General features: G+C 59.8%; 10 protein-coding genes. All 10 read left to right on the top strand.

Annotated features, from left to right (window positions below; genetic code table 11):
- The 10 genes from ACFDTG_RS03575 (at position 1) to ACFDTG_RS03530 (ending at position 12204) form a co-directional block, all read left to right on the top strand.
- Positions 1 to 684, top strand: a complete 684-nt coding sequence (locus ACFDTG_RS03575) for a Fe2+-dependent dioxygenase (protein ID WP_375289669.1) — start codon at positions 1 to 3, stop codon at positions 682 to 684.
- Positions 684 to 1265 (top strand): ferric reductase-like transmembrane domain-containing protein, encoded by a 582-nt coding sequence (locus ACFDTG_RS03570; RefSeq protein ID WP_375289667.1) that lies wholly within the window; start codon positions 684 to 686, stop codon positions 1263 to 1265. Before ACFDTG_RS03575 ends, ACFDTG_RS03570 begins: the two co-directional genes overlap by 1 nt.
- Positions 1262 to 1591 carry a PepSY domain-containing protein gene (locus ACFDTG_RS03565; protein WP_375289666.1) on the top strand — a complete coding sequence of 110 codons (330 nt, stop codon included), beginning with the start codon at positions 1262 to 1264 and terminating at the stop codon, positions 1589 to 1591. The genes ACFDTG_RS03570 and ACFDTG_RS03565 overlap by 4 nt, the downstream gene beginning before the upstream one ends.
- A 292-nt stretch (positions 1592 to 1883) precedes the next feature.
- Positions 1884 to 4949, top strand: coding sequence for a TonB-dependent receptor (locus tag ACFDTG_RS03560; RefSeq protein WP_375289665.1), 3066 nt, complete (start codon positions 1884 to 1886; stop codon positions 4947 to 4949).
- Positions 4950 to 5045: 96 nt separating this feature from the next.
- Positions 5046 to 6626, top strand: coding sequence for a tryptophan halogenase family protein (locus tag ACFDTG_RS03555; protein WP_375289664.1), 1581 nt, complete (start codon positions 5046 to 5048; stop codon positions 6624 to 6626).
- Positions 6623 to 7348 carry a SapC family protein gene (locus tag ACFDTG_RS03550; RefSeq protein ID WP_375289663.1) on the top strand — a complete coding sequence of 242 codons (726 nt, stop codon included), beginning with the start codon at positions 6623 to 6625 and terminating at the stop codon, positions 7346 to 7348. Before ACFDTG_RS03555 ends, ACFDTG_RS03550 begins: the two co-directional genes overlap by 4 nt.
- Entirely contained in the window at positions 7341 to 8372 is a 1032-nt protein-coding gene (locus ACFDTG_RS03545) for a cupin-like domain-containing protein (protein ID WP_375289662.1), read from the top strand. Before ACFDTG_RS03550 ends, ACFDTG_RS03545 begins: the two co-directional genes overlap by 8 nt.
- Before the next feature lie 14 nt (positions 8373 to 8386).
- The gene (locus ACFDTG_RS03540) at positions 8387 to 9892 is read left to right on the top strand and encodes a tryptophan halogenase family protein (RefSeq protein WP_375289702.1); all 1506 of its coding nucleotides are present in this window, start codon (positions 8387 to 8389) and stop codon (positions 9890 to 9892) included.
- Between the two features lie 80 nt (positions 9893 to 9972).
- Positions 9973 to 11031 carry a LacI family DNA-binding transcriptional regulator gene (locus tag ACFDTG_RS03535; protein ID WP_375289661.1) on the top strand — a complete coding sequence of 353 codons (1059 nt, stop codon included), beginning with the start codon at positions 9973 to 9975 and terminating at the stop codon, positions 11029 to 11031.
- A 15-nt stretch (positions 11032 to 11046) separates the two neighbouring features.
- Positions 11047 to 12204 carry an MFS transporter gene (locus tag ACFDTG_RS03530; RefSeq protein WP_375289660.1) on the top strand — a complete coding sequence of 386 codons (1158 nt, stop codon included), beginning with the start codon at positions 11047 to 11049 and terminating at the stop codon, positions 12202 to 12204.
- Positions 12205 to 12222: the final 18 nt, after the last annotated feature.

Genomic DNA, 12222 nt, shown 5'->3' with positions numbered 1-12222 from the left:
ATGCTGATCATCATAGAAAACCTGCTGGCCGCAGACGACGTCCGAACCTTTCGAGACCGTCTGGTGGATGCATCGTGGCGCGACGGGGCCGATACGGCCGGATCCCGGTCCGTGGCGGTGAAGCGGAATCTTCAGCTGCCGCGTGAAGACGGTCTGGCTCGTGAATTGGGCGATGCGATCCTGCGCAAGCTGGGGCAGCATTCGGAATTCCTCAGCGCATCGCTCGCCGAGAAAATCTGGCCGCCCGTTTTCAACCTGTATCAGGACGGGGGCCATTATGGGACGCACACGGATGCAGCACTCATGCGGCTTACCGAAGCAAACCTTACCCTGCGCAGCGATCTGTCTGCCACCGTGTTCCTATCCGATCCGCGCTATTACGACGGCGGCGAGCTCGTCATCGAAGAGCAATTCGGAGCGCAGCCGGTCAAGCTGGAAGCTGGCGATGCGGTTCTCTATCCCTCGTCGAGCCTGCATCAGGTCATGCCCGTCACCCGCGGGCAACGTATATGCGCCATCACCTGGATCCAGAGCGCCGTGGCGGACACATCGGCTCGCGCGCTTCTCTACGATCTGGACCAGTCGATCCGGGCGTTGACACCCGGGCGAGCGAAAGACGACCCTGAAATAAATCGTCTGATCCATGTGTATCACAACCTTCTCAGACGCTGGGCGCATGTCTGATGAGTTGGCGACGAGCATTGATATGGCTCTTGCTCGGCATTCCGGCGGTTGTGATGGTTCAACGCTATCTGAGTGGCGACGCACTTGCGATGGAACTCTACCATCCGAGCGGCGAGATGAGCGTAAGGTTGATGATCCTGGCGCTTTTGCCTGGTCCACTGATCGATACCTTCGGGCCTTCACGATTTCTTCGCGGCTGGATGTCTCTTCGCCGCAATCTTGGCGTGGCCGCTTTCGCCTACGCTCTACTGCATCTTGTCCTGTATACGCTCGACATGCGGACACTATCGGCAATGATCGCCGAGTTTGCGCTACCAGGCATCTGGACTGGCTGGCTCGCATTCGCTCTGCTGCTCGTGCCGGCATCGATCAGCTTCGATGCGGCCATGCGCGGACTTGGCGCGCGATGGAAGCGGATGCAGCGGCTCGTCTATCCCGCTTTCATTCTTGCCCTTGCCCACTGGCTCCTGCTGGACTGGGACCCGATCCCGGCCCTCGTTCACCTCACTCCGCTAGCCCTGGCGTGGGCCTTGCGCTTCGTGGTGAAACGAAAAAAATCTACCTCAAGGAGTATGGCATGATCGTCCGCAAATTCGTCAAGATATCCACCCTGCTCGCCGCTCTGATTGCCCTCGGATCCACTGCGCCAGCCCATGCCGATGGTGACGTGCGCTGCAATGCGGGGCCGAAGGAGGGCTGGCAGAAGATGGCCAAGCTCAAGAAGCAGGTCTGGCTCGAAGACTGGAAGCTCTTGAAAATGCAGGTAGAGGGCGATTGCTACGAAGTCTACGCCCACACCAAGGAAGGCCTGTCTGTGGAGGCGTTTTTCCACCCCGTAACTTTGAAAAAGCTGGTCGTCTTCCGGCGCGGGCAAGAGATATTCCGCGCCGAAGGCTTCAAGGGATAAGCATGAGACCCTGACATGCCTGTCGCCCTAGTTGATACGAAGCAGTGCGAAGGAGGACCTCTCGCAACCGTTTTTCCTCACTTCCATTGGCACGGGAGACGCAGTTCGCTCGAAACAGATCCCATCGAGAAATTTGGTCCATCGCGCGATGGACGGTCAGATATTGCAATCTTTCAATAGCCTAGATGCGCGTCACCTAAAGATGTGAAGGAAGCGATTGACAGAGTGAACGTTCTCAATCATGTCTCGCGAGCATAACAGGCTGCCCTTACGCAGCTATGGGGAGAGAGATATGAGCAAACTGCGTTCGCAACGTAGCGCTTTTGTGCGCAGCGGAGTTTCATCGGTAGCTGTCGTCGCGGCTCTGTTTTCGGTTCCGGTATTTGCGCAGGAGCAGTCTGGCTCAGCCGACATGGATCCGGTTCGCTCAGCGGACGCCGCCGACATTACGGATGAGAATGCCATCATTGTCACCGGCATTCGGGCAAGTCTGCGAGAATCCCTGAATATCAAGCGCAACGCGCAGGGCGTCGTCGATGCGATTTCCGCAGAAGACATCGGTAAATTCCCCGACACCAACCTTGCCGAGTCTCTCCAGCGCATCACCGGTGTTTCCATTGACCGCAGCAACGGCGAAGGGTCCACGGTAACCGTCCGCGGTTTCGGACCGGAATATAACCTCGTTCTTCTCAATGGGCGGCAAATGCCAACCTCCACGCTTGGTGACGGCGCCAGCGCTCCCTCGTCCCGTTCCTTCGACTTTGCCAACCTGGCATCCGAAGGGATTTCTGCGGTCGAAGTATATAAGACCGGCCGTGCCGCGGTGCCTTCTGGAGGTATCGGTTCGACAATCAACATCATCACCCCCAAGCCGCTCGATCGGCCGGGCATGAGCGGCAGCATTGCCGCCAAGGCCGTCTACGACACGTCGCGCAATGACGAGGACGTCGTGACGCCGGAGGTGTCGGGCATCTTTTCGAATACATTCGGCAACGACGACCAGATCGGCGTGCTCATCAGTGGTTCGTATCAGCGTCGCAAGGCGAGCGTGAATAGCGCAAGCTCCGGTTTTCGCGACGGCTTCCTCGGTGATTTTAACATCAACGCGGCGCCTCCGTATGAGAACGCCTGGGGCGCCCTGCCCAATAACGATCCGCGAGTAACGAACCAGCCGACCGGCACCGACGTCTACGAGATTCCGCAGAGTGCGGCCTATGACCTCATCGACATCGATCGCGAGCGGATCAACGGGCAGGCAGTCCTGCAATTCCGCCCTACGGACTCCCTCACAGCAACGGTCGACTTCACCTATTCCCGCAACGAAGTCGAAGTCCGGGATTCCAGCGTCGGCATATGGTTCAACTTTGGCGATGTAAGCAGCGAATGGACCGACGGCCCCAACGCCGGACCCGTATTCTACGCCGAGAATTTCGCGCCGGGTAAGGATCTTTCCTATTCCCAGTCCCTGACCGCAAACGTCAGTGAGAACAAATCGCTGGGCGGTAATCTGACATGGGATGCGCCGGGTGGCGTCACCGTGGTGCTGGACGCGCATCACTCGACCGCCGAATCCCGCCCTACCAACGAATACGGCACCAGCACATCGATCGGCGCCGCCATTTTCGGTGTCCAAAGCCAGCGGATCGATTATTCAAACGACCTGCCGGTGATCAATTACAGCATGTTCCCCGGCATCGACCCCCTGGACGCATCGCTGATCACCCCTACCGGCAACGCGTTCCGAAACGCTTACTTCCGCGATGAGATTACTCAGGTCCAGCTTCGCGCCCATTACGAGCATTCCGGCGATTTTCTGGAAAGCATCGACGCTGGTTTTTCCTACGTGGATAACCAAGTGCGCTCTGCCTACGGATTCATCCAGAATGAGACATGGGGCGGCGTAGACCCAGCGGGCCAGGCTGCTGGCGCAGCGGCGGTGCCCGATGACTTTTTCGAACTCGTCACCCTGCCGGACAAATTTGATGGTTTTGATGGATCCGGTGGCTTGCCCCCGGCGATCTATACTTTCAATTTCGAGCAGATGGCTGAACTACTCCGTACGCGGTACAATATCTGCAGCAACTCGCAGACGGGAACGGTCCAGTCGGGTACTTGCCTAGCCGATTACACAACCGACCGGCGGATTCAGGAAAAAACGATATCGCCTTTCGTTCAGTTCAACGCAGGTTTCGACCTTTTTAACGGCCCTGCTCATATCATCGCGGGGTTACGGTACGATCAGACTGAGGTCACGGCGACCGGTCAAATCCCGATTTATAGCGGTACACGGTGGACGGGCGCCAACGAGTTTGCGCTCGTACCTGAGCCCGGGCAGTTCACCTTCACAACTTATACCGGCTCCTACGACAACTGGCTTCCTGCAATCGATTTCGATATCGAGTTACTCCAGGACGTTAAACTGCGTGCGTCTTATAGCCACACTATTACGCGCGCTAATTATGCAGATTTGCAAGGAGGTTTAGAGCTTGCGCTAAACCCCCGCATCGGTGGTGGAACAGGAAATCTCGGAAATCCTGGTCTGGTCCCGTTCAAATCGAAAAATATCGATGTTTCTGCGGAATGGTATTACGGCCCTACAAGTTACATTTCAGTGGGATATTTTAATAAGGACGTATCGAATTTCATCAGTTCGACGCAATTCAATCAACCGGCATTTGACCTACGCAATCCTGCCGATGGCCCCCGGTATCGGGATGCTGTTGCAGCACTTGGAACTACTGACGCCGTACGTGTGCGGGATTATATTCTTCGTAATTACCCAGGTTCGTCGCGAGTCACAGGGACCACCGAGGCGGGCGGCGTAGATTACCTTACAGGCGATATATTTGGGCTGCCTGAAGATGATTTGTTCAATTTTCAGATCAGCCAACCATTCAATAGCGACCAAACCGCCAATATTTATGGCTTTGAGTTCGCCATCCAGCATAGTTTCTGGGATACCGGTTTCGGTACTATCCTGAACTATACCGTCGTGCGCGGTGATGCCTCTTACGATACTACTGAAAGTCCCTACGTCGGCCAGTTCGCGCTGACCGGTCTGAGCGACAGCGCCAACGCGGTCGTTTACTACGACAAGGGCGGGTTGCAGGCGCGCGTCGCATACAACTGGCGCGACGAGTTTTACGCAGGTGGCGCGTTCGATCCTGTCTTCGTCGAGGCGTATGGTCAGGTGGATGCGAGCGCCAGTTACGAGTTTATTCCGGGACTCACCGCATTCGTCGAGGCGATCAATCTGACCAATTCCAACCGGCGCGGTCATCGCCGCTCCGACAACTTCGTAACCTTCGCGCAGCCAGGTTATGCTCGTTACGCGGCAGGTTTGCGCTTCAACTTCTAGGCGGCGTCGATCGGTATGGGTGCAGGCGCTCGTCAAAAGGTGTGACTTTCCCGCCAATCCGGTCGACACTGGCGGCAGGTGTTAGCGGGGCACGCAATGGAAACGGCAATCGGCAGGATCGTGATCATCGGCGGTGGAACCGCCGGTTGGCTCGCGGCCTGCCGAATTGCATCCAGGGTTAAGAAGGCCGCCTCGGGTCGGCCCGCTCTATCCATCACCCTCGTCGAAAGCCCGCAGGTTTCGACGATCGGTGTGGGCGAAGGGAGCTGGCCGACATTACGCCGGACACTCGCCAGCATCGGCATCGGCGAAACCGACTTCCTCCTGGAATGTGATGCGTCTTTCAAACAGGGAACGCGCTTTTCGGGCTGGCGGAACGGCTCCGCCGAAGACGTGTATTTTCACCCCTTCACTTCGCCAGGCGATGGCGACCCCCGTCAAGCCGTGGCAGTCTGGCGCGATGCTGCTTCCGAAAAGCGTTTCGACCTCTCGGTGACGCCGCAGCCTTCGGTCTGCCGGCATCACTTGGCCCCGAGAAAACGCGCCATGCCGGAGTATTCGGGTGCCCTGAATTATGGATACCATCTCGATGCCGGCAGACTAGCAGCGATGCTCTGCCGGCACGCGACTGGCAAATTGGGTGTGCACCTTGTCCGCGCTCACATTACGGGTTTCGAGCGCTCCCAAAACGGAGACATTGCCGCCGTCCTGACCAAGGATGGCGAGCCAATCGCCGGTGACCTGTTCATCGATTGCAGCGGACACAACGCACTCCTGATCGGGGGCGAACTCGAAGTTCCGTTCATGTCCCGGTCGAACACGCTTCCCAACGATCGTGCCTTGGCTGTGCAGGTCAAGGTAGACCCGGACAGCCCGATAGCCTCCCAGACCAACGCCACCGCTCACGATGCGGGTTGGATCTGGGACATCGGACTCCCCACACGGCGGGGCGTGGGCTGCGTGTATTCGTCGGCACATTCATCGGACGAAACTGCGGAGGAGACGCTCCGCTCTTATCTCAGCCAAACGGCGCCGGACGTCCAACAATCGGACCTGACCCCACGTCTGTTGACCTTCCATCCGGGCCATCGGGCGCGCTTCTGGGAGCGCAACTGCGTGGCGATCGGCCAGGCGGCGGGATTTCTCGAACCGCTCGAGGCCTCGGCGATAGTGATGATCGAGTTGTCCCTCGACGCTCTGCTGGACGACTTCCCGGGCCGTCGCGAGGCGATGTCTGCTCATGCACGCCGCTTCAACCAGCTTTTCTCCTATCGCTGGGAGCGCATCGTAGAGTTTTTGAAACTTCATTACCTGCCGAGCGATCGGCTCGCACCATACTGGCGGGCACAAAGAGATCCCGCCTCGATCCCGGACCGCCTGCAAGACTTGCTTTTGCTGTGGCGAGATCGCGCTCCTTCGCGAGGCGACTTTCCGATGCTCGACGAAGTGTTCCCGGCGGCAAGCTACCAGTACGTTCTGTATGGCATGGGCGCGCCACCCCCGCCCCCGGGCCCTATGGATATTCTGATCCAGGGTGCCGATGGCTTGCTTGCGCAGACCGTGCACCGCAGCCGGGCGCTTGCCGCCAGCCTACCCACCAATCGCGACTATCTGGACGCGCTGCGTGCCGAGCGCCAGAAGAGCACTGCCTTAGAGGAAATCCATCCGCAGATATGACCGACCACACCATCCTCAGCGCGGAAGCCCACCGCGATCTTCGTATCCGCACGGACGCAAGCCAGGACCTGGGTGACGGCGTTATGGCCTGCCTGACCTTTCCCGACGAGTTCCGCCGCGTGCAAAGCCATTACCCCATCCTTTTCCGGCACAATCATGAGAGCAACACCTTATCTGCCATGGCCATGTTCGGGCTGGAAGAAGGGGAAAACCTGTTCCTGCAAGACGATAGGTGGGATGCGCCTTACAAGCCGATCGCTCTGGCCATTCAGCCATTCCTCATTGGCGGTCCCCCGCCCGGGCAAGCCGGAACGAAGAAAGTTCACATTGACATGGCGAGCCCGCGCATATCCCATGGCAATGCCGACGGAACGAGGCTATTCGACGAGGACGGCCAAGCCACGCCGTTCCTGGAACAGATAGCGGAAATGCTGGGCGAACTGGACGAAGGCTACCAAGCGGGTTTCGGCTTCTTCGAAGCTCTGCAAAGATACGAATTGCTTGAGCCGATGGTTCTGGACGTCCCCCATTCGGATGGCTCCGCCCACCGGCTCGTGGGCTTCCACATGGTGGATGAAGCGAAACTCGAGGCTCTCCCCCCGGAGGTCGTCGCCGAACTGCATTCGGCAGGGTACCTTATGCCGATCTTCATGGCGGTCGCATCCCTTGGGCACCTTTCGCAACTCGTCACCCGGAAGACCCGCAGAGATGGCCATGGCTGAAGCCGATCCGGGTATCTTTTCGAGCCTCGGCCTTATTTCCGAGCGGGTGATTGCAAGCGAGGCGGAGCTTGACCAGGCGCTGCGGCAAGCGCGGGCACCCTTCGTGGTGCGGGGTCTGGTGCGTAGCTGGCCCCTGGTGGAGGCGGGGCTCCGTTCGCCTGACGAGGCACGCCGATATCTTCTGCGCCATCATCGCGATGTCCAGTATCCCGTAACCGTCGGATCTCCCGGGGGCGGTGCCCGCTTGTTCTACGATGACGCCATGCAGATGAATTTTCGCGTCATGAAAGCGCGACTGGTCGAGATCTTCACGAAGATGGCGTCGGTGGAAGCGGCGCCCCACGCTCCGGCAATATATCTCGCGTCGATAGATACCGACCAGTTCTTTCCCGGTTTCAATCAGGACAATCCCGCTCCGCTCGGCTCGCGAAAGCCGATGCGCAGCATCTGGATCGGTTCGCGGACAAGGGTTGCGGCCCACAATGACATTCCGGACAATCTGGCCTGCGTCGCGGTAGGGCAGCGACGTTTTACGCTCTTCCCCCCAGACCAGATTGATAATCTCTATGTTGGTCCGCTCGATAATACGCCGGCCGGGCGCGCGGTGAGCATGGTCGATTTCCATGCGCCGGATTTCGACCGGTTTCCGCGGTTCCGCACCGCGCTGGATCATGCCCAGATCGCCGAGCTTGAGCCGGGCGACGCTATTTTTATTCCCTCCCTGTGGTGGCACCACGTGGAAGGAACGGCCGCTTTCAACGCGCTCTTGAATTACTGGTGGCGCGATGCCCCGGCCTTTCTCGGGAAGCCGGAGGATGCACTGTTGCATGCAATCCTTGCAATCCGGGACCTTCCCGATGCCGACAAAGAGCAGTGGCGTGACTTGTTCACCCGATACGTTTTCGAGAACAAACCCGAAGTGACAGAGCACATTCCGGAACATGCGCGAGGCGTTCTCGCCCCCCTGACACCCGAAACCGCGGGCCGACTACGCGCAAAGCTCTTGCGGAACCTGTCGCGGTGAGCGGGCCCTACGCGATGCGCCGGATCGTGATCGCCGGCGGTGGAACAGCCGGATGGATGGCAGCGTCGGCATTGGCGCGGACGCTTGGCCCGGCAATCGACCTTACGCTCGTGGAATCTGAGCAGATCGGGACCGTCGGTGTGGGCGAGAGCACCATCCCACCGCTGCAAAACTTCAACCGTATCCTTCGCATTCCCGAAGCGGATTTCATGCGCGCGACCAGCGCGACCTTCAAGCTGGGGATCGAGTTCGAGAACTGGAAGGAGGATGGTCACAGCTATTTCCATTCCTTCGGAACCACGGGCCGGGATCACTGGAGTGCGGGCTTTCAGCATTTCTGGCTGCATGGCCTCACCAATGGGCATGACGCCCCCTACGACGATTATTGCCTGGAACTTCTGGCAGCCCACGCCGGTCGCTTTGCCCACCTCCCCAACAACCGGATGAACTATGCGTATCAGCTCGATGCCACGCGCTATGCAGCGTTCCTCCGCCAGCTTGCCGAAGAGGATGGGTGCAGGCGAGTGGAAGGCAAGATCGCCTCTGTAGAGCTGGTTGGCGAAACGGGCGACATCTCGGCCCTGGTTCTTGAAGGCGGACGCCGGGTAGAGGGCGATCTCTTCCTCGACTGCACCGGGTTTCGAGCCCTCCTTATCGAACAGGCGATGCACGTAGGGTTCGATGACTGGACCCACTGGCTGCCCTGCGATTCCGCAATCGCCGTGCAGACCGCCAGCGTCCGATCCCCAGTGCCCTTCACCCGCGCAATCGCGCATGATTCCGGTTGGCAATGGCGCATTCCTCTTCAGCATCGGCAGGGTAACGGTATCGTCTATTGCAGCCGCTATCTTGAGCATGAGGTCGCACTCGACAGGCTGCTGTCTACTGTCGAAGGCAAGCAGCTGAGCGAGCCCAATCGGCTGAGGTTCACCACCGGCGCGCGGCGCAAGCAGTGGCATCGCAACTGTATTGCAGTGGGTCTTTCGGGCGGCTTCCTGGAGCCGCTCGAATCCACGTCCATCCATCTCATCCAACGCGCGATCCTTCGGATCATCCGAATGCTTCCGCTATCCGGCATCAGCCAGCGCGATATCGCCGAATTCAACGATCAGCATTTGGCCGATCTCGAACAGATCCGCGATTTCCTGATCCTGCATTACAAGGCGACCGACCGTCGCGATTCTCCTTTCTGGAGGCAGTGTGCTTCCATGGAAATCCCCGAAAGCCTCGCTCAGAAAATGGAGCTGTTCCGCGAAACCGGGCGGGTCTTCCGCCGAAACGAAGAGCTGTTCGCGGAAAACAGCTGGGTGCAGGTGATGATGGGGCAGGGCATCACCCCCCACTCCTACCACCCGGTGGCGACCAAGCTTACAGCCGAAGAACTCAAGACCCTACTCGATGGCCTGCGTGACAATGTCCGCAAAACTGTCGAGCAACTTCCCCCTCACGAAGGCTTCATTGCTCAATACTGCGCAGCCGCTGAGAAATCCCCGGTGCAACCGGCAGCAACCGTCATATGATTCTTGCGACGGTGGGCTTGCGCGCAGGGCCACGCTGCGCGACATCGCCTCGGGCACATTCGGGGGCGTAAGCAAAGACTATGGCGCGGCGGCGACAGGCAGTGACCATGCGGCACGTGGCGGAAGACGCTGCCGTCTCTTTGCAGACGGTCAGTCGTGTTCTTCACGACGACGCCAACGTGCGTCCCGCCATGCGCGATCGGGTAAAGGCCTCGATCGAAAAGCTTGGCTATGTCCCTTCGATCGCAGCCCAGCGGATGAGCGGATCCCGATCCTATCTGCTCCTTGCCCTAAATGATCGCGACCGGACGATTTCCGACTGGACCGAACGGCAAGGGACCGATTGGGTCGATCAGATGCTACTGGGCGGAATGCTCAAATGCGCCGAACATGGGTATCGCATGCTGATCGAGCTGGTCGATACCCATTCCAGACATGTCGAACGCGAACTGACCGCAGCGATTGCCGCCCTCCAGCCAGACGGCATCATCCTCACGCCGCCCCATTCGGACAATGACGCCATCCTTTCGGTTCTGAGGAAGCAGAATATACCCTTCGCCCGGATCGGTTCACGCGGCGAAGGCGGGGGGTTCAAGCTGGAAATGAATGACGAAGGCGCGGCGGCGGCCGCCACCGGCCATCTCATCGGCGCCGGACACCGATCGATCGGATTTATCGCCGGACCGCAGGATTATGCGCTCAGCAATTGGCGCATCGCGGGATGGCAGGATGCCATGGCCGAAGCCGGGTTCGAAACCGCAGGCCTCCTCGCGCGGGGCGATTTCGGTTTCGAATCCGGAGTGGCGGCGGCGCGCCAGCTGCTCGCGCGGGAGGATCGACCGACTGCGATCATCGCCAGCAGCGACCAGATGAGCCTTGCGACGCTCGAGGTTGCTCGCGAGTTGGGCCTGGGTATACCGCGCGATCTATCCGTGATCAGTTTCGACAACACACCGATCGTCAAATTTGCATCGCCGCCGCTCACTGCAGTCGATCAGCCCATCGCCGCGCTTACCGCCCGAGCGGCGGAATTGCTTATTAAGGTCCAGCGCAACCCCGACCTTGCGGAGAGCGATCAGGGCACGGTCATCCCCGCCAGCCTCGTGGTTCGCGAATCGACCGATGCTCCGGGCCGGTAGGTCGGCGGGGGGGGGATGGACAGACAATCACCTCGTTTTCTGGCGCTTTATGCCCTCGCCTGGGCAGGCGGGGCAACCGCCTATGTTCCTTTTCTCACGGTGCTCCTCCCGGCCCGCGTCGCGCAGATTGCCGGACCCGAAACCATCCATTGGATGGGATATCTGGCCTTTGTCGGGGCGATTGCCGCCAGCCTTTCCAATATCCTGGCGGGCTGGATCAGCGATATCGTGGGATCTCGAAACGCGCCTGCCGTGCTCGGCCTTTGCGCTTACGCTGTTCTGACACCCCTGTTTGGCGGGATCAGTGATCTGCCCACCCTGCTCCTGACGATCGCGGCCTGGCAGATTAGCCTCAATTTCGTCCTGGGGCCGATCGCCGCACTGGCCGCGGACGTGGTTCCCAACAAGCAGAAGGGCACGCTTGGCGGTCTGCTTGCCTTTGCGCCAGCCGCGGGTGCCCTTGCGGGTGTCGTCGTCACCATGCGCGGCTTTGCCGATTTCCAGGCGCGCCTGTGGATCATCGATTGCCTCGTGATCGCCATGATCGCTCCGCTCATCCTGCTGAGCCGCCCCCGCCCCATCGATCAGAGCGCTCTGGAACCGCCGGCTCGCAGCGCTTCCGTCCGCCGGGATTTTCGCCCGGCGCAGATGTGGCTGGCCCGTCTTCTGGTGCAGATTTCCGAAGCCACTCTGTTCGCGTTCCTCTATCTCTGGCTGCGCTCCATTGACCAGAGCTTCGATGATGCGACCGCGGCGCGTATCGTGATGGCGATGATGCTTGCCGGTATCCCTGTCAGCATCGCCGCGGGGCGCTGGTCGGATATCCGGGGTGAGCCGTTTCTGCCCCTGCGGGTTTTCGCGGCGGCTTCCGCCCTGGGCCTTGCCATAATGGCTCTTGCCACCAGCCTGACCGTCGCCCTGGTCGGCTATGCGCTTTTCTCCCTCGTGACGCTGGCCTTCCTGTCGCTACACAGTGCGCAGGTCCTGCGCGTGCTGCCCAAACCGGATCGGCGCGGCCGCGATCTTGGCATATTCAACCTCACCAACACCGTTCCCTCGCTCATCATGCCCTGGCTCGCGATTGGGCTGCTGCCGGAACTGGGTTTCACCGCCCTGTTTGCGGTGCTCGCGGTTCTGGCCGCCATCGCCCCGCTGGTGGTCCCGCGCCGTTAAGCTTGTGTCCGCGCGAAA

It is taken from the genome of Qipengyuania sp., assembly GCF_042095715.1.
In the GTDB taxonomy this organism is placed as follows: Bacteria; Pseudomonadota; Alphaproteobacteria; order Sphingomonadales; family Sphingomonadaceae; genus Qipengyuania.
This window is presented reverse-complemented; position numbering and strand designations above follow the sequence as displayed.

Excerpts from the sequence above, each read along its gene's own strand:
- ACFDTG_RS03565 (WP_375289666.1), top strand. The coding sequence starts at position 1,262 with ATGATCGTCCGCAAATTCGTCAAGATATCCACCCTGCTCGCCGCTCTG.
- ACFDTG_RS03575 (WP_375289669.1), top strand. The coding sequence starts at position 1 with ATGCTGATCATCATAGAAAACCTGCTGGCCGCAGACGACGTCCGAACC.
- ACFDTG_RS03555 (WP_375289664.1), top strand. The coding sequence starts at position 5,046 with ATGGAAACGGCAATCGGCAGGATCGTGATCATCGGCGGTGGAACCGCC.
- ACFDTG_RS03530 (WP_375289660.1), top strand. The coding sequence starts at position 11,047 with ATGGACAGACAATCACCTCGTTTTCTGGCGCTTTATGCCCTCGCCTGG.
- ACFDTG_RS03570 (WP_375289667.1), top strand. The coding sequence starts at position 684 with ATGAGTTGGCGACGAGCATTGATATGGCTCTTGCTCGGCATTCCGGCG.
- ACFDTG_RS03550 (WP_375289663.1), top strand. The coding sequence starts at position 6,623 with ATGACCGACCACACCATCCTCAGCGCGGAAGCCCACCGCGATCTTCGT.
- ACFDTG_RS03535 (WP_375289661.1), top strand. The coding sequence starts at position 9,973 with ATGGCGCGGCGGCGACAGGCAGTGACCATGCGGCACGTGGCGGAAGAC.
- ACFDTG_RS03560 (WP_375289665.1), top strand. The coding sequence starts at position 1,884 with ATGAGCAAACTGCGTTCGCAACGTAGCGCTTTTGTGCGCAGCGGAGTT.
- ACFDTG_RS03540 (WP_375289702.1), top strand. The coding sequence starts at position 8,387 with ATGCGCCGGATCGTGATCGCCGGCGGTGGAACAGCCGGATGGATGGCA.
- ACFDTG_RS03545 (WP_375289662.1), top strand. The coding sequence starts at position 7,341 with ATGGCTGAAGCCGATCCGGGTATCTTTTCGAGCCTCGGCCTTATTTCC.